Here is a 17,924-nt window from a genome sequence, read left to right on the forward strand (position 1 = left end):
CAGCAAGAAATTTGCCTCCAATGAATAATCAGTAAATTAATCTAGTATCGATATTCAGCTATAGACATCAAATCTCAGTGACATTCATTCTAGAAAGTTTTTTGGCTGACCTTTTATTATGTGAGTTATAAATAGAATAAGAAAAAAATCCATATTAAATCTAAAAGGAGTTTCATTATGACTGTTTGGTTATTTCGTGCAGGAAAACACGGGGAATTTGAAAATAAATTTTTAGATGATGAAAAAATCTATCTAACGTGGGATGACCTTAATATTAATTTAAAGCAACTATCTTCAAAGGAAAACTTATATAAACGCTTAGTTGAACACTATGATCTAGACAAAGAGAAGACTGCAATAAACTGGGCATCCCAAATCTGGCCAATTGCACATGCGATGGAGAAGGATGATCTAGTCGTCTTGCCCTCAAAATTCAACAGAACAATCCATATAGGAAAAGTGATTGGTGATTACGTGTATGATGAATCACTCGGTAGTCCTTATTATCACTATCGTAGTGTTAAGTGGATTGTTAAAGATATCCCTAGAGATCGTTTTGATCAAGATATATTGTATTCATTAGGGGCATTTATGACAGTTTGTAAAATTCATAGAAATAATGCTGAAGAGCGTATAAATGAAATGCGAAGTAATAATTGGCGTGTACCCAAAAATAAAAATGTTAAGGAATTAGTTGAAGAAAATGAAGAAGCAGTCTCAATTGATTTAGAAGAATATATCTATGATCAAATTTCTGAGAGAATTATTCAACGTTTCAAGGGACATAAAATGGAAAACTTAATTGAGGACATCCTTAAAGCCAAGGGTTTTACCACGTATAGAAGTCCTGAGGGTGCCGATCATGGTGTAGATATTTTGGCAGCTTCCAACACATTAGGTTTTGGAAATCCAAGGATTTGTGTCCAAGTAAAATCATCTGATACACCTCTTGATAGACCAACATTAGATCAATTGATAGGTACAATGAGTAATTATAGTGCTGATTTTGGATTGTTAGTTTCATGGAGCGGCTTTAAGTCATCAGTTACAAAAGAAATACCTAAGCAATTTTTTAAAGTACGTCTTTGGGATTCAAAAACTATTATTCAACAAATATTCGAGAACTATGAAAAGTTAAGTGATGAGGTTAAAAAAGAAATTCCTATTAAAAGAGTATGGATGTTAGATGCTGAAGTAGACTAGAGCGGGAAAACCAGCTGGACTTTGGGACGCATTTTAATGAGGAAGATTGGTTACCATCACTACCAAATGAATAAAAAAAAGGTACGCTGATGGAGATTTTCGTTAAATATCCTGAGTGAAGGCAATGGTACTGAAACCATTGCCTTTATATAAAATATGATGTTAAAGACCAATTCCACTAGCTGCATTATCATCAAATAGATTCGCTTTTTTAATATATCGCTGCAGCGAATCACTTCTCTTATGTCTAGTTTGTTTCATAATTTGGTGCTCCGCTTTACCAGCTTTTGCAGCCGTACTACAAAAACCACTCCTTAAACTATGTGCTCCATACCGCTCGGGATCCAACCCCACACTTTCACAACAGTGCCTAACAACCAAGCGTACCGATTGAGGCGTTAATCTCCCCATAATATTTCCATGCCGATCAATTCTTCGAAACACCGAACCATCTGTTATGTCGGAAGTTGCCAACCAATCTTCTAAACTACGAACTGGACAAGTTAATGGATTACTTCCATAGGGAAGTGCGATATCGTGTCCTTCTCCTTTTTGATCGGTCTTACTTTTACCTAAATGGAGAATGACTCCATCCCGTGTAATGGAAATGTCTTCAACATTTAAAGAAACCAATTCACTTCTTCGTAAGGCCCCGCTCCAACCTATGACTAACAAGGCACGGTTCCTCACACCAATTATCTTATCCTGGGGAATTACCTGAATGATCTGACGAAGTTCATCCAGCCATAGTGCCTCTTTCCCTTCTTCTTTGATTCCGATGGATCGTTGAATTCCGTCCCATACTCCTTTTACTAGCGCTGTTTTTGTGGGACTTAAATATCCAGCTGTTTCGTGACGTTGTGAAATGGCAGTCATTTTTCGTTTGATGGAGGATGCTTTGAATGACTTCCCTAGAAACGTAATGTAGTAGACGAGAGTTTCTGGATTAGCCGGGAGGTATTGAAATCCGTTCTTTTTACACCAATCGGAAAATTGGGTCCAATCGTTTCGATAGGCTCGTTTGGTATTTTCAGCTTTTGAATTGGCTAAATGATTTTTCGCTTCCTCTTGAAGTTCTAATATCTCGATGGACAGGGAGTGATCTTCTTGATTTTTTAGTTCTGAATACATAGGATTTCCTCCTTTCTATATATTGGTACTTTTGGTTATCAATAGTTAGCTAGATTGAATAAAAATTTTTAAAGATTAACCCTATATATTTCATTTTATCAATTAAAATACTTATCTGTAAAAATTTAATAAGGAACCTTACTTTGTTATATACGCAAACGAATAACTTTTAGTTTTGAGACTATTGTCCGTTATTTTAGGGGAATTTGGAATCGTTGTTAACAGTAGTCGCCAGTGGATTACATCTAGATTAGAATGTTAGGTTATGAAAATTATTCTTCACATTAAAGTACTGATAGTAATGCAAATAAACAATTCAGGGGGGAACGTTTTATGAATGTTAAAAAACGTATTAAAGAAATGAAAGAAGAACTTTCAGTTTTAAAGGAGCGAGGGATTGTTGTTATTGATTTTGGTGATTTTTATATAACTTTAGGGGATAACGGCATTTATTATTTAGGTGAAAGTGATAAGGATGAGTGCTTATCTAATTGTGAAAGTGAAGATGAATGTATTTGTAGTAGGAAATTTCCTAATGCTTATTCATTTTTTTCATTTGAAGAAGTTGCAAATTATATTGTTTTAAATTATTTTGATGGACAAGTTGCATATCAATTAAAAGTGAATTGAAATAATAATGTAGAAACAAAATAAAAAAAGCACTGGATAAAATTTTAATGCTTTTTCCTCTTATAGGAACTATTACACTTTTCTCAAGATTAACAAGCCCTAATAAAGCTCCTTATAGGGCTTGTTTGGATTATGACTTAACCCCTTTATCAACGCCTCAAGTCCAGCAATTGGCATCTCTGGACCCATCGCTCTTAATCTTCCATTGTTCTCACGAATTTGAAATCGAAAACATGGATTACCTATTTCTTTTTCAACCCTGTAATACGAAAAAACTCCTTTTTTCCACCATAGTCTGAAGAGTAAAGTTCAACAAACATATTCCCACGACTATCATGCCCCAAAACCATTCCTATCACTTCCCTGTAATCATCGTTACCTGTAGTATAAAAGATCTTTAGATATATAGATAGCAACAGACTGGGTAGCGTTTTTGAGTTTTGACTAGGAGCCTTTTAAATACCCCATAAGGAAAAACATCGATATTCGTATGAGAAAAGTGCTGATAACAACCAGTGATATTAAACTAGTTGTCATTCTATGCCTGTTAGTGAATAAGCACAATTTCGTTAATTTGAATACTTATTACTAAAGGTAAGTAAATCTTTATAAAATATGTTAACCGTAAGACCCATTATATTTGTATAATAAAAGTGTCAATTCAATATAGCTAGTAAGAGAGGGACACTAATGCAAGAGCTAATAGAACTAGAAAAAATTAGAACAAAAATTACTGATATTGCAAGAACGGTATATCCTATGATGATCAAAGAATCCGTCTATGTACAGTTGATAATAAATGATTTTAGTAAGACAAGTGAGGAGACAATTAAGTCTGTATTTAGCAATTCAGAGAAGAGTGATATTCCATTCGTTAGACCTGTTGATTTAGGAGAATCGAATTATTACATTTATACTCCAAACAATAATAGTGAGCTTAGTCGGTTACTGTTTGTCCCTTCGTTGTTGCTCGTTTACTCTATCCATCAATTCCCTATTAAATTTCCTATCTCACTCACTCGAATAGTAAAAGAAACCTTAGAGTTCTTATTTCGAGACGGCCGAGATGTTGGAATAAAAGTCCAGTATATAGTAGAAGAAGAATTATTATTTCACTTAGAAATGTGTGAATATCTAGAAGATTTGAGTAGTCTTGAAATTAAGTGCCTGTTAGATGAAACAATCTCAATTTATTCGGAGGAATTTAGAGTGGTTAAAGCTGATGGGGAAAAGTATTACTTTTTTCGTAAACAGTAGGTGAGATATAACAAGGATTGTGAGTTTAGTCTTATGACTGGACACGCAATCCTTTTTTATTTTAGTCGTGTCTTATAATCGTGTGCGTAAAAATATTGTGCTACCTCTTATTTATATATTTAAAGGGTGTAGAAAATGGTAAGAAAAAGAATAACAATTATTGAGGAATTACACGAGGAGGAACAAACCTTAGTATGTGAAGGTGAGGACTTTCAGACTTGTCTAGATTTTAAAGGACATGACAATGAGAAACCTTGCTTATCATACAAAGCGTTAGTGTTCCACAGATGAGTTACCCTCTCTGTCTATTTTCCTTTATTTATATTAAATCAGCCATAAAGGCAGGCTGTTCTTAACAACTGTTTATAAAATATTAACCATACCTTAGAAAAAGTAAATTGCTAGGGCTTCTAAAGAGTCTAAAAGTATACCTTTATAAACGAAGTAAACAAACCAAAAAAACAACTATCAAGAATAAATATAGAGAAGAACGAGAATAGAACGGAACGCTTGAAAAATAAATTAATAGAATACGGTAAAATTGTGTTTTAATCAGTAATGGATTTATAAAGTTGAGAGAAGAAAGAAAGAAAAAATAATATAAATGCAAAACAAAAAGAGCTGTCAGATTTATTTTCTCTGTTTTTTCGTGGGAGCTTCTTACATAGACCTGGTAATCATTTAGGGAAAATTTTGGGAGAGCCGAACGATCCATACAAAAATGATAATGAAATAAAAAAGATGAATTTAAAATTTAAACAATTTTAAATTCAATAAAACTTTTGTAGTAAAATAGGGTTAAATCTTGCTATAAAAGGTCTTAGTGATTGGATTTAACCTTCGAAAATAATATATTTTTGTCTTTATATAGGAATCTCATTTTTAACGAATTGGAGTGAACCCGATGAAGGATTTTATTGAAAGTGAGTTATTAAAGCTGAAGCAAAATTATGAGAACCTGCCTTTGACCATCATGAGCGATTATCAAAACGAACAAGAAAAAATGAAGGACTATAATGGCCGCCAGCTCCTGGAAATGCTTCAAAATGCAGACGATGAATCAGAATCAGCGGTTGAAAAAACAGCCTATATTGAGCTGACAAAATCCCACCTAGTGATAGCGAATAATGGGAATCCCTTTTCTAAAGGGGGTCTAGAATCATTAATCTATTCCAATGTCAGTCCAAAGGCGCTGCAACAAAACAAAATTGGGCATAAAGGGACTGGTTTTCGTTCGATCCTAAGCTGGGCCAAGTCCGTTTATATAAAAAGCAAAGGGTTGTCTGTCGAGTTCTCACGCCCTAACTCAATCGAGTTCTTGAAAGAGTTACTAAGGGAGCACCCATTTATTCAGGAGAAACTGAGAAAAAAAACAGATGAGCCTTATCCCATCTCAATTTTAAAAACTCCAAAATGGAGGGAGGAAATTGGGACAGAATTCAATTTTTTTGACACCTACATTGTATTGGAGATAAATGAGGAGAGCCGGGAAGATATTGAGGAGCAAATGGACAGCGTTGAACTAGAGGTTCTATTATTCTTACAGCACCTTGAAAGGGTGATTTTAAAAAGCGCCGAAAAAACAAGAGTGATAGAAAAAGTAAACCATGGGGAAGGTCGGGTTTCTATCTCACTTAAAGAAGATTACGAAATCGTAAAGAAAAAAACCTGGAATGTCCGGAACCGGACTGGTACGGTTGAAGGGAAAAACTATGAATTGAAAATGGCGTATACTGATGAACTGGATGACCATATTCAATTGCTATATTCCTATTTTAGGACCAATGTGCGATTACCATTTCCAGCTCTTTTTCATGGGACATTTGAATTAACCGGGAATCGTAATCAGTTGATAGTATCAGAAACGAATGAGTTTTTGATGAATGAGTTGATTCAACTGATGATTGACACGGCAGTTGAAATAACCAAGAGTGATCGCAAGGTATCATGGGATGCAATGAGGCTGCTTATGTTTGATCATAATTTGGATCAAGACTTTCTGAATATGAAGTTTGATGAAAGATTAATTGAAAAGATTAAGGAAAACCCCCTGTTTCCTGTGATAAGTGGCAAATATATCACCTACCATGACAAGCCAGTTTCGTATAAAAATCCCTATTCCTATATTTTGCCAGATGGGAAGTTCCCCAACTTAACTTTACATACAAATAATGAAAAGCTTCAAAAACTTATATTTGAAGAAATCGGTCGTTATTACTATAAACCACAACATTTCTTCAGAACATTAAGTGATGTTTCAGAAGACTTAACCTTGGAACAGCGTGCTGCGTGTATTCGTTATTTAATAGAAGATTATGGAGACGAATTGAAAAAAGAGGAAAATCTTTGTTTGCTGAATTTATTTATTGACCACAATGGGTACCCAATCAGTGGGAATACGGAATTGTTTTTGCCACCGGAGAATAAAAGAATTAAAATTCCTGATTTTGTAAACATCAAGTTCATTCATGAAGGTCTATACAAAGCGTTATTAGAGGAATTTGCTATTCGTGGAACTAGAGCCCTTACTAATAATCTTGTCTTATTCAATGTTCAGGAATACAGTTTAGAGACGGTCCTTCGCCGAACGATTTCAAATACAAAGGAGCTCATTGAAGCAGATAAGGGGAAAAAGAAGAAGTATATCAGTGAACTTTTGGTTGCTTTGTTCCAGATTTTTATCGAGGGTAAAGAGGGTGAAGATTTCCCAGGTCAATTGAATGTACCTTTAATGAACCGGCATCGGAAAGTCACCGATTCCAAGAAATTATACTTCGGCAAAGAGTATGATTGGGGATTAATGGAAAATCTACTTGGGTCAGTTTCATCCAATTATTTTGTAGGTTCTTTGAAAACTCTCGGTCTCGATACTTATGAGAAGAGTGCCACCAGACGGTTTTTGCAGTGGATTGGAGTTGCTGAATTCCCAAGAATGACGGTGAAAGAAGTGACTAACCGGGACTACGAACAATATGTATTAAAGCATATTCCGTATCCAATCACTCTTGAGGGAGAAACCTTTCGCTCGTCCGAAGAGCTTGTAAATGAGATTACCGGGCCAAGCAGGATGTGTGTAGAAACGGTTGACATGCTTGACGATATTTTAGCTAAAGCTGCATTTGAAGATATCTTGGTTTGGCTCATGAAGGACCCTGTTGTTTCCCAGTTGATTAGAGAAGGGCATGAAAGAAGCAATAAGGCCTATTTCAATTTGTATTTGAAAAGGAAATTAAATTATCGCAGGTTGAATCCACAAAAGATAAAGGCATTCCTTGTCTGGAAACTCCAAACGTCAAAATGGATTGAAAACGCAGATAAACAAAAAGTGGAAACCCGAATTTGCTGTTTGTCTAGAGCGATAGGACCAGAGTTTTCACCTTTGATAGAGGTGCCAGCCGTTTATGAAAATCAGGAAAAGTGGATTAAACATAAAATCACCTTGATGGAGATTGAGAATTTTCTCCTTAAAATTGGGATTGGTCCTGATCTTCGTTCATTTTCTAACGAGACTATATATACAATTTTGTGCAAACTACCTGAGCTTGATCCGCACGGAAAAGTGGCTAGAGCTATTTATAAACAGATCATTATCGGTAAACCTAGAATCCATGGGGGGAACCAGGCATATCAAACCTTTATCGATAAAGGTTTGGTACTCGTCAAGACTGAAGGCGAGCGGAAGTATGTTCCTGTAAACGAGGCGTATTATGTTGAAAATAGAACCTTCTGTAAGGAAATTATGAAGCAATTTCCGATTCTAGAGTTGGATAAACGTTTGGGAAATAAACAGGTAAAAAGTGTCTTGGGCGTTCACCCATTAGAGGGATTAAAGTTTAAGTTGACGACGAAGCCTAAGTTGCATCGATTAGATGAACGGTTTCAACTAGATTTAGAGGAATTTAAACCTTACATCTATGCGTATCGTCTTGAAAAAGACAATAAACGTTCAGAACTGGAACGGTTGAAGAATCTAAGAATTTACCTCTGTACAGAAATTAATGCGACTTTTATCCATAAGAAGCAAGAAAAGCCTTTTGACGTTCAAAACTATGAATATATTTCTGTCGGCAAAGGAAAGCAAATTTACTTAAAACTCGATGAAGACCAATTTCATACGTTGGAAGAATTAAGAGAAGATACACTTTTTAATGAGGCCATTTCAGATATAATTTCAGGCGTGCTAAAAGTCGAGGAGAACCGAAAGGATTTTCGCGAGATGTATTCGAAAAAAATTCCTCAACGGGAAGAATTGATTCGGCTTGAGTTAGAAGATCCACAGCTACTTAAGTTAAATCAGTCGCGAGGCCTGCTCAAAATCACGACAGACCCACAACGGATTTTTTGGCTGGCAGTGTTGAGAGCAGCAAAGGTAAAACCAGACTTTGATATGGAAAGTGAAACAGTGTTTAAGAAATCAATTTCGGAAAATCTTTACCTTGATGATGCCTATCTGGAAAGGGTGTGGACAACTTTAGATTGTGAGGAAATCGATGCCCACAGTAATGCCCCGTTGCTGATCTCATTATTCAAGGACATCAGTATTGACTGCGCCCAGTTCAATCAATTTACATTAAAGGAAATAGATTTAACACACTATTATCGAAATGAACTGGAACGGCTTAAAGTAGATTATAAAGCTTTAATCTTTACTCATTTGTTTCAACAGCTAAAGCAGGGTTCCCTCGAGGAGAAAGAGGGGTTGATTGAGGAACGTGACAGGTATATGTATTTCACAGATTTCGTAATTAATAATTCTATTTCCTTTGATTGTGAGGCGACATTCGCCCAGTTTCTAAAAGAAGAATTTAACATCAAGATGAAGGAATTAAAAGCGGTCTCTTCACTTGACCTGAATAAGGTCTTTAATAATAATGAAGAGTTGTTCCAAGAAAAACTTCTGGCATCATCTATGGTTAGTAGGCACCAAGTAGAAGCATTTCTTGAAAAAAAAGAGATTCGCAGCTTGATTTATTTTGGGGAACTTGAAGCTATAGTCAAGAAATTTACTGAATGGAGGAAACAGACTGGATCAGGTGGATCGGTAGGTGAAGTTGCCGCGACCAAAGGTATAGAGGAAACTGCTAGCGCCGGTGAATCTTACAGTAATCTATTTGTTTTCCTGAAACAGCAAAGCGATGGGCAATCGATTAAAACCATCAAACCTGTTCCATACAAAAACAAACGGAAGAAATGTAATGGCCGAAGTAGCAAAGGTAGTAAAGGCGTAAAGATTCCTAGTCAAAAATCAACCGAGGAAATTGGTTTCCTCGGTGAAGCCCATGTCTATCTTTCTCTTTGCAATCGATATGGGAACGAGAATGTAGAATGGGTCTCAGAAAATGCGAAAAGGGCAAAAGTAAATGAGTATGGGAATAACAGCGAGAATTATGATATTCGTTACAAAGACGGCTATGGAAAGCTTAGATACGTGGAAGTGAAATCAAGTGTAGGTACAGATTTCGTTTTTCATATCAGTAAACAAGAGGTAGCTTTCGGTGAAGTAATGAAAGATGCATATGAGATATTTTTTGTAAGTAACGTAAAATCAGAAGAGGAAAGGGAGATTCGCAGGGCCACGAAATTTTTTAAATATAAAAAAGACGAATCCTTCAATCACAATTCGCGGTTTAGTGTCGAGAATAGCAGCTTTGTTATTAGGTTTGATGAGGAATAATTGAGAGTAGGCTTAAAATAGCTGGAAGAGTTTATACGCAGAGAAAATGGAATTTTAAAAGGGTACGCGAGGAACTTCACAAAGAAGGAGAAAAATGAAAAGTACTCTTGAGACAACTACAGAAACATCTTTCAAAAAATAAATCAGATGATTTCATTATGGAAGCGCTAGATATTACGCAAGAGCGGCTGGAAAAACTTAAAGAAAGTTTATACGAAGAAAAATGAAGCGGTTGGAGGTGAGGGGATTTGGTTAAAATTAGGCTCGAAGGTTTACCTGACGAAGTTGATGAAATGATTGAATTATTAAAATCAAATTATGATGTTTTGGCCGTAAGTGACGAATATAAAAATAGTGGAAACACTCAATATGTTCAAGTTTATATAGAAATGAGATTAAAAAATAACAATAAACGGGTTGAAACTATCAAACTAAAATCCCAACGACAAATAAACGAAGAAAGAAAAAGAGAGCGCGAAAAACGCAAAGCACATCTAAAAGCTGAGATTGAGAAGATTCGCAAGGAGCCGAATCGTCACATTCGTGCAGATGAAATTTATACGGTAGCACGTTGTGATAAATGGTATCCAGGAAAAAACCGCATGACAGAGCAAGAACATTTAGATGTGATTGACGAGTTGAAGAGAAAAGAGTAATTTAAATTTAAATTTCGCAAAGCACTGTTTCGATTTATATTTAAATCATTATACCCGCTCCAATTCTTAAACGGAAAGGAGTGGGTATTTATATTGACAATTATTCTCGTGTAATAATCTAAATCCTGGCTAGTTTTTTCGGGGGAAATAGGCACCCACATCAAAAAAGTTTTTAATACAAGTCTTAATAGGTGATTACAGCCATTGAAATTTAACATCTTTACTACTTATTATTTTTATAAACCAATTCCACTTGCAGCGTTGTTATCAAATAGACTGGCCTTTTTAATATAACATTGTAACGGATCACTTTGTTTAGGTCGAGTTTGTTGCATGATCTGATGCTCTGCTTTTCCAGCTTTCGCAGCTTGAGAGCAAAATCCACTTCTTAGGCTATGTGCACCATATCTTTTTGGGTCCAATCCAACTTCTTCACAAGAATTCATCACAACCATCCGAACAGAAGCTGGGGTCAATCTTCCCATAACATTACCGTGTCTATCCATTCTTCGAAATAATGGACCTTCTGTGATTCCCGAGGCTGAAACCCAGTCCTCGAAGGCGCGAACTAGACAGGTTAAAGAGTTGCTGCCGTAAGGAAGGGCGACATCTTGCCCTTCTCCTTTTTGATCTGTTTTACTTTTAGTTAAATGGATGATTAAACCGTCTCGTGTTTTTGAAATATCTTCAATATTTATCCCAATCAATTCACTCCGGCGAAATGCACCAGCCCAACCGATGACTAACAAAGCACTATTCCGAATGCCAATGAGTTTGTCTGTGGGAAGAGCCTCAATCACTTGGCGCAACTCATGAAGCCAAAGTGCCTCTTTTCCTTTTTCTTCTATACCAATCTTTCGCTGTAATCCTTGCAAAACACCTTTGACTAAAGGTGTTTTGCAAGGACTTTGATATCCTTTTGTTTCGTGGCGTTGGGAAATGGAAGCCATTTTTCGTTTGATAGTCGATGTTTTTTTGTTTTTCCTAATATAGTTATTGTAATAAACAATAGTTTGTGGTTTTGAAGGTATTGACATAAATGAATTAGATTTGCACCACTCTTCAAAATGCGACCAAATTAGGAGCGGATTTTTGAGAAAAAATAATTTTATGCCTTTTTAACGGTAACAAGCATTTGCTGTTAATTCATTACTTACTAATAGAAGGAATATTTAAACTCAAAGGCCCTTCCTATCTAAAAACCAAAAAATTCTCCAAAATACATTACCTAGTTTTTTACAGAATGGAATTTGGATTGATAAAATAAAGATAGATTATTGTTTGCAAACATTAGCTCTATACCTCGATAACCGATATAATCAAGGTATAGAAAAAGGGGGGAATCAAAAAATGACCGATTATTCTGATTTACAATTTCAAAATTCAAATGAGTTATCTACCGATTTCCAAGAGCTTCACTCCGAAGCGAAAGAACATCTTCTAAATTCAAAAGCAAAAAATACACAACGAGCATATGCTTCAGAAATCTGTTTAGAGTGGGCTTTCGTCAATATCAAAAGGAGAGGGTGCAGAGTTTCTTATAACCATATTCTTCGTTATCGAAAAGTAATGGAAGCGACTAGAAGAGTTATCCGGAAACGAAACAACATTAACCTACTTTTCACAAGACAAGCCCTATCAGAACGTTAACACAGGAATAACAAAAACTACAGAATAAGAAGAGATGAACAGAAAGTAGAAGAAAAATGGGCTTTATGAAGAATTGATCATTAGTTTTGAAATTAGGAGCGGGTATAATGAAATTTTGATTTTAACAATCTTGGTTTTCAATTAGGCGTAGTTAAAAAGAGAGATATATGTTCTTATACTTGAAACAGTTTCATTGATGGAATACTATTTAGATAGTGACAAGTTTGTTGAAGGTATAGCAACTTTATGAAGTTGTTGGCTGCGTTGAAGTCCTAGTAGTTATATTAACCGACTAGGACTTCAACGCAGCTAACCATCATCGCCACATGGTGGTTAGGCAATATAAAAAAATGATACTTTGTATGGACTATGGGTGACAGGTCGCTTGCAGATTGACGATTACCTTGTCATTTAAAGTTCTATACGATTAAATGTTATTGGGCAACAGTGTAATAACCTGATAATCTAGCCACTGAGGGGGCTAGTTCGTTGGTGAGCAACAGAAATTACCATTATAATGTTCAATGAAGTAAATAGCTAATTGTTTAATGATGAGGGAGTTTATGCATGAATTCACAAGAAAAGACGATTTTAAGAATAATGTTTAAAAATAAAATATACAAATGTGATGGTCAATCATTTGAGGATTTATTTACATCTGTTATGAATTATGCAGAGAAAGACTTTCAATCCATTAAACCTTGGGGGAATATTGGAGACAGAAAAAATGATGGTTATGTAAAACCGACCGGAACATACTATCAGGTTTTTGCACCAGAAGAAATTGAAAAATCTTATCCGAGCACCGTGAAAAAACTTCATACAGATTTCAACGGATTAATTGATCAGTGGTCCCCAGTGAATAGCTTTTATTTTGTTATAAATGATAAATATAAAGGCGTAAATGCTGATGCAGAACAAGAAATTCAACAAATAAAAGAAGATCATAATCTAGAGAATGCAGGAATCCTTACTGCAAAGGATATTGAAAACATTTTGTTTGAGTTGGAAGAGGATCAAATATTTAGTGTTGTAGGGATGCTACCAGATCCAAGTAATATTAAAAATATTGATTACTCCATATTAAATGAAGTTATTGCGCATATAATGGAACTACCAATACAATCTGAATTAAATGGGAAAATGGTGTTACCTGATTGGGATGATAAAATACAATTTAATAATTTGTCTGATGCAGTGGCAGGGTATCTGAATACAGCTTCATTTCAGCTTCATAATTTGGAAGCATATTTATCGGATAACAGTAGCTTTGTTGCAGATGCGTTGAGAGATAAAATAAATGAAGTTTATGAACAAGAAAAGAAAAACAAAAATGGCGATCAATTATTTATTGCTATGGTTGAACAACTTAGCCCCAAACAGACTCAGCCATACCAGAATACGGTTATTATTATAATGGCGAAATACTTTGAGACCTGCGATATTTTTGAAGAACCAAAGAAGGAGGAAGAAAGATGATTATGCCAACTAAACATACCCATTTTTCAGAATCTTTACTTGGTTTCGGTGGGTATCTCCTTAAGAAACTTAATTCCAAAAGAACAATAGATTCACTGTGGAATGAGTATCAAAAAGATTTATCTAATAAACACTTCACAGCAAAGCATAACTTTGACAATTTCTTACTCACTCTTGTATTTCTTCATTCCGTTGGAGCGATTGAAGAACGGGGTGGAGGTGTTGTAAAGTGCAACTAATAAAAGTGTCTGCGAATCAACCTACTTTTAAAACAGTTAATTTTAATAAAAGTGGCTTAAACTTTATTGTAGCTAAACAGAAGGATGCTAAAAACAAGGATGTTGGGAAGACCTATAATGGGGTTGGGAAATCTTTGTTAATTAGTATTATTCATTTTTGCCTGGGGTCTAGCACAAAAAATTACACTTCCTTTTGTGATAAATTGCCTGGTTGGGAATTTTCCTTAGAATTTGCAGTAGGAGAAACTCATTATACTGCAACACGTTCAACGGTTAATCCGAATAGAATTCAGTTAAATGGTGAAGAATTAACTTTATCCAAATTTAATGCAAAGCTCGAAGATCTTTGTTTTCAAATCCCTGATGAAGTTGCCAATTTATCCTTTAGGTCATTGCTGCCTTTCTTTATTAGACCTAACAAAAAAAGTTATGTGAGTTTTGATGAAGCTTCAAGAACTCATAATCAATACCAAAAAATGCTGTACAATGCATTCCTGTTAGGTTTGGATGTATTCTTAGCGCAAAAAAAGAATCACTTAAAAAAAGAGCAAGATCGAATTAAGAACTTGGAAACGAACTTTAAGAAGGATGATCTATTAAGGGATTTCTTTTCCGGACAGAAAGATGTTTCTCTAACTATCGATGATCTAGATGAACAAATAGAAAAATTAGCGAAAAGTTTGAAAAATTTCAAGGTGGCAGATGATTACTATGATGTTCAATTAGAAGCGGACAAAACCGAGAGGAAATTATTTCAATTAAACAATAAAATAATATTACTGAAAAACAATATAGCTTCTATTGAGAAGAGCTTAAAAATCGAGCCAAGTGAAGATAACTTCGATGACATACAAAAAATTTATGAAGAAGTAAATGTACATTTTGCTGATTCTGTAACAAAAACCTTATCTGATTTAGAATTGTTTTATGAAAAACTTGTTGCCAATCGTAAAAGAAGGTTGCTGGAGCAGAAAAACAAACTTGAATTAGAAATTGATGAAAAGTCTGAAGATGCTCAGAAGTTGCAAACTAAATTTGACAACCTCATGAAATATCTTGGGGATCACGAAGCTTTAGATGTTTTTGTTGCTCTGAGCGAAAAAAGTTCAAATTTAAAGTCCAAACGTGATAATTTGAAGAAATATCAAGTTCTTCAAACAGAATATAAAGAAAAATTAAGAGAAATTGAAAAAGATCAAATTGAACAATCTGAGGTAACGGACGATTATTTAAAGGGAATGCAGTCAGAAATTAGTGAGCTGCGGAATTATTTTCGTAATCTCGTTAAAAGGTTTTACCCGAAAAGCGTAGCGGGTTTGACCATTGAAAGTAACGACCGTGACAATCTGCAAAGATACGATATTGATGCTAAGATTGAGTCGGATAATTCCGATGGAATTAATAATGTGAAAATATTTTGTTATGATTTGACACTGTTATTCAAAGGTCAAAACCATAATATGAATGTTATTTTTCATGATAGCCGATTGTTTGATGGAATTGATGAACGTCAAAAGGCTGAACTTACGAAAGTTCTTCATGAGAAGTTTTCAAATACGGATAGACAGTATATTGCTACAGTAAATCAGAACCAACTCAATGAAATGTATAATATATTAGGTGAAGATATATATAAAGACATAATTGAGGATAACACAGTTCTTATATTAACTGACGAAGATCCTTCAGAGAAATTGCTGGGTATCCAAGTGGATATAGAAGATAATTAAATATTATATTTTGGTATCAAAAGGCTCATCATAATGAATATGGTGGGCTGTATTTTTTATGATTTTCAAAGATAATATCCTCATTTGTTACATACAATAAACATTTTTGCTTGTGTCTTCATCCTTGTGTCCTAATCCTTATTTGTGGAAGACTTACCCCTACCTCAGCTAATACAGACATATGAGTATTACGTAATGAACCGGTTTTAAGTTAAGGGTTTAATTCGGCCGATTATAACAATATTATTAAAGTGGGTAACCGCGGAAATCGCTATAATGTAAGTGCCTATTTCTGTATAAATTAGTCTCTTTTCAAGATATAATACATAAGTTATAATATAGGTATGGATAATTTACAATGGGAAACAATAGAATATACAAAAGAAGATGGAGTAGTTCCCGTATACGAGTTTTTGGATACCTTACCTACGAAAAAAGCCAATAAAGTCACTGAGGATATTGAGAAACTGGAACGGTTTGGCCCAAGGTGGGGAATGCCACATGTGGATCACATCGAAGAAAACATTTACGAATTACGAACTAAACATGGTAGCGATATTTTTAGAACCTTCTTTTTTATATGGCATCATACTGTACTTGTTCTAACCAACGGGTACTATAAAAAGGGGCAAAAGATGGATCCGAGGGAATTTAAAAGAGCCAAATCTTATCGTGACGATTGGATAGAAAGACACGGGAAGGGTGTGTAAATATGGGTTTTGCAGAACGTTACATGAAACATCGTTCGTCATTTGATAATGAATTCGAAAAGGAATGGGAAAAAGGTCGTTTGCAACGTGAATTATCTGCTCAATTAATTGAATTAAGATTAAGCCTTGGTTTAAATCAAAGCCAATTTGCTAAAATAATCGGCGTGAAACAACCTTATTTATCACGTTTAGAAAATGGCAACGAGAATATTTCAATTCAAACCTTGCAAGATATTGCAAGAAAAGCTGGAGCGAGTGTAAAGATTGATTTGACATTAAAGGAACCTGTAACTAGTTGAAAAGATCAAAAAGAGGAATCTGAATAACAATGTTTAATAAAAAAGGCCTTTGTTAATGAAGGTCTTTTTTGTTTATAGATGTTATAGAAAAAATAACAAATGAATGTAGAATAAGTCCAGTTTCTATAATTTTGGACCTCGATGAATAACTCGACACTTCATAAATAGCAATTTAAGTAAAGAGCCTATAGTAATGGGCGCTTGATGTAAGGGGTAAAAAAAGACAATCTTTCACTAAATCTATAGGAGAACACTGTATAATATCTCATTATAAGAATGGAGTTACCAATTTTACATATTCCAGTCAATTTAGTTGCGGGAACTTCACATAGGAAAATTAAGTTCTGTAACCCTAAAATTTCCAATACACAATTTTTACACAAAGCTTCTATAAACCCTTGGTAAATAAGGGTTTTCATGGCTATCTCTAGACCGACCACCGGTACCATATTTAACTTTTACACAAACACGAATTTAACCAAGGTTTCTTGCGAAGTTGCAGAAACCTTTTTCTTTTTCCCCTCAATCTTCTCAGAACATAATTAAAACCATCAACTCAATCGAGCCCATGGTTTTAAGACATCTACTATTTAAAATGCTTTTTAATGTATTCTGCTTCTTCCTTTTCTGTAAATAATCTTGTCGCTTCTCCGACAGTTCCACCTTGGATCCTCCAGATGCGATTATGATCTTCGACGGCTTGACGAAAGTCTCCAGCTTTCCATCTTTTGAGTATGTCTAGATAAGTATTCCTATAGGTATAGTTGTTTGCTTCGACTACTTCTATTAACCTTTCAATCCTCTCTTCGGTTATACGCTTATGTCCCCATTTCTTATTAGCTGCGACTTTTTGATGAGACATGTGATGAATGGCTTTTTGAACTTCATATTCTGATAAGTCTAAAGGAAATTCTTCAGCTACTTCTTCAGCAGATGGAATATCCCCTACTATCGGTTCTTCGTTATCTTGTTCGACTTGTTCACTTTCCTCGGGTGACTCAGTTGTCCCCGTTGATCCTATGTCTTCGGTCGATGCTTCGTTTGATAGTGAGGTAAAAGCATAAAGTCCTACAGCTATAAGTAAAGCGATGGCAATTAATACGATTCTATTTGTTTTCATAGATCTTTCCCCCTATATATTGTTATTTTAACTGAAACTTCCACATAATTCTTGTAATTATTCTTTTAAAAATCTATTTACAAATTATTAATAATTTTATAATGAGTCTTTAAGTCTAGTAGGATTATCCCAATAATCTGATTCTT

General features: G+C 34.8%; 14 protein-coding genes. 11 read left to right on the forward strand and 3 right to left on the reverse strand.

The window, feature by feature from the left end:
* Window positions 1–177: 177 nt before the first annotated feature.
* Window positions 178–1,203: a restriction endonuclease gene (locus tag GKP30_RS17405; protein ID WP_216830740.1), complete on the forward strand. Its 1,026-nt coding sequence runs from the start codon at window positions 178–180 to the stop codon at window positions 1,201–1,203.
* Window positions 1,204–1,365: 162 nt separating this feature from the next.
* Here GKP30_RS17405 and GKP30_RS17410 read toward each other — a convergent pair whose 3' ends face one another.
* Window positions 1,366–2,334, reverse strand: a complete 969-nt coding sequence (locus GKP30_RS17410) for a site-specific integrase (protein ID WP_216830741.1) — start codon at window positions 2,332–2,334, stop codon at window positions 1,366–1,368.
* 333 nt (window positions 2,335–2,667) lie between these two features.
* Here GKP30_RS17410 and GKP30_RS17415 point away from each other — a divergent pair, with 333 nt between their 5' ends.
* From GKP30_RS17415 to GKP30_RS17430, 4 genes are all read left to right on the forward strand, one after another.
* A complete protein-coding gene (locus tag GKP30_RS17415) occupies window positions 2,668–2,964 on the forward strand; it encodes a hypothetical protein (RefSeq protein WP_216830742.1) in 297 nt (98 codons plus the stop codon).
* A 690-nt stretch (window positions 2,965–3,654) separates the two neighbouring features.
* Complete coding sequence (locus tag GKP30_RS17420; protein ID WP_216830743.1) at window positions 3,655–4,221, forward strand: hypothetical protein; 567 nt, start codon at window positions 3,655–3,657, stop codon at window positions 4,219–4,221.
* Window positions 4,222–5,125: 904 nt separating this feature from the next.
* The gene (locus tag GKP30_RS17425; RefSeq protein ID WP_216830744.1) at window positions 5,126–9,895 is read left to right on the forward strand and encodes a DUF3883 domain-containing protein; all 4,770 of its coding nucleotides are present in this window, start codon (window positions 5,126–5,128) and stop codon (window positions 9,893–9,895) included.
* Between the two features lie 248 nt (window positions 9,896–10,143).
* Window positions 10,144–10,551 (forward strand): DUF3970 family protein, encoded by a 408-nt coding sequence (locus tag GKP30_RS17430; protein WP_216830745.1) that lies wholly within the window; start codon window positions 10,144–10,146, stop codon window positions 10,549–10,551.
* 236 nt (window positions 10,552–10,787) lie between these two features.
* On the opposite strand, the gene GKP30_RS17435 is transcribed toward GKP30_RS17430, so the two are convergent.
* The gene (locus GKP30_RS17435) at window positions 10,788–11,426 is read right to left on the reverse strand and encodes a site-specific integrase (protein ID WP_216830746.1); all 639 of its coding nucleotides are present in this window, start codon (window positions 11,424–11,426) and stop codon (window positions 10,788–10,790) included.
* A gap of 475 nt (window positions 11,427–11,901) precedes the next feature.
* On the opposite strand from GKP30_RS17435, the gene GKP30_RS17440 reads away from it, so the two are divergent.
* The 6 genes from GKP30_RS17440 to GKP30_RS17465 all read left to right on the forward strand — a co-directional run bounded on the left by GKP30_RS17440 (window position 11,902) and on the right by GKP30_RS17465 (window position 16,658).
* On the forward strand, window positions 11,902–12,201 hold the full coding sequence (locus tag GKP30_RS17440; protein ID WP_216830747.1) for a hypothetical protein: 300 nt from the start codon (window positions 11,902–11,904) through the stop codon (window positions 12,199–12,201).
* 567 nt (window positions 12,202–12,768) lie between these two features.
* Window positions 12,769–13,680: an ABC-three component system protein gene (locus GKP30_RS17445; protein ID WP_216830748.1), complete on the forward strand. Its 912-nt coding sequence runs from the start codon at window positions 12,769–12,771 to the stop codon at window positions 13,678–13,680.
* A complete protein-coding gene (locus tag GKP30_RS17450; protein ID WP_216830749.1) occupies window positions 13,677–13,919 on the forward strand; it encodes an ABC-three component system middle component 6 in 243 nt (80 codons plus the stop codon). Before GKP30_RS17445 ends, GKP30_RS17450 begins: the two co-directional genes overlap by 4 nt.
* Complete coding sequence (locus tag GKP30_RS23910) at window positions 13,910–15,649, forward strand: DUF2326 domain-containing protein (protein ID WP_216830750.1); 1,740 nt, start codon at window positions 13,910–13,912, stop codon at window positions 15,647–15,649. Before GKP30_RS17450 ends, GKP30_RS23910 begins: the two co-directional genes overlap by 10 nt.
* A 344-nt stretch (window positions 15,650–15,993) precedes the next feature.
* Complete coding sequence (locus tag GKP30_RS17460) at window positions 15,994–16,359, forward strand: type II toxin-antitoxin system RelE/ParE family toxin (RefSeq protein ID WP_216830751.1); 366 nt, start codon at window positions 15,994–15,996, stop codon at window positions 16,357–16,359.
* A 2-nt stretch (window positions 16,360–16,361) separates the two neighbouring features.
* Entirely contained in the window at window positions 16,362–16,658 is a 297-nt protein-coding gene (locus GKP30_RS17465) for a helix-turn-helix domain-containing protein (protein WP_216830752.1), read from the forward strand.
* 586 nt (window positions 16,659–17,244) lie between these two features.
* On the opposite strand, the gene GKP30_RS17470 is transcribed toward GKP30_RS17465, so the two are convergent.
* Window positions 17,245–17,778 carry a DUF6241 domain-containing protein gene (locus tag GKP30_RS17470; protein ID WP_216830753.1) on the reverse strand — a complete coding sequence of 178 codons (534 nt, stop codon included), beginning with the start codon at window positions 17,776–17,778 and terminating at the stop codon, window positions 17,245–17,247.
* Window positions 17,779–17,924: the final 146 nt, after the last annotated feature.

This window comes from Alkalihalobacterium elongatum (assembly GCF_019024285.1).
GTDB lineage: Bacteria > Bacillota > Bacilli > Bacillales > Bacillaceae_F > Alkalihalobacterium > Alkalihalobacterium elongatum.

Excerpts from the sequence above, each read along its gene's own strand:
- GKP30_RS17405 (WP_216830740.1), top strand. The coding sequence starts at position 178 with ATGACTGTTTGGTTATTTCGTGCAGGAAAACACGGGGAATTTGAAAAT.
- GKP30_RS17410 (WP_216830741.1), bottom strand. The coding sequence starts at position 2,334 with ATGTATTCAGAACTAAAAAATCAAGAAGATCACTCCCTGTCCATCGAG.
- GKP30_RS17415 (WP_216830742.1), top strand. The coding sequence starts at position 2,668 with ATGAATGTTAAAAAACGTATTAAAGAAATGAAAGAAGAACTTTCAGTT.
- GKP30_RS17420 (WP_216830743.1), top strand. The coding sequence starts at position 3,655 with ATGCAAGAGCTAATAGAACTAGAAAAAATTAGAACAAAAATTACTGAT.
- GKP30_RS17425 (WP_216830744.1), top strand. The coding sequence starts at position 5,126 with ATGAAGGATTTTATTGAAAGTGAGTTATTAAAGCTGAAGCAAAATTAT.
- GKP30_RS17440 (WP_216830747.1), top strand. The coding sequence starts at position 11,902 with ATGACCGATTATTCTGATTTACAATTTCAAAATTCAAATGAGTTATCT.
- GKP30_RS17445 (WP_216830748.1), top strand. The coding sequence starts at position 12,769 with ATGAATTCACAAGAAAAGACGATTTTAAGAATAATGTTTAAAAATAAA.
- GKP30_RS17450 (WP_216830749.1), top strand. The coding sequence starts at position 13,677 with ATGATTATGCCAACTAAACATACCCATTTTTCAGAATCTTTACTTGGT.
- GKP30_RS17460 (WP_216830751.1), top strand. The coding sequence starts at position 15,994 with ATGGATAATTTACAATGGGAAACAATAGAATATACAAAAGAAGATGGA.
- GKP30_RS17465 (WP_216830752.1), top strand. The coding sequence starts at position 16,362 with ATGGGTTTTGCAGAACGTTACATGAAACATCGTTCGTCATTTGATAAT.
- GKP30_RS17470 (WP_216830753.1), bottom strand. The coding sequence starts at position 17,778 with ATGAAAACAAATAGAATCGTATTAATTGCCATCGCTTTACTTATAGCT.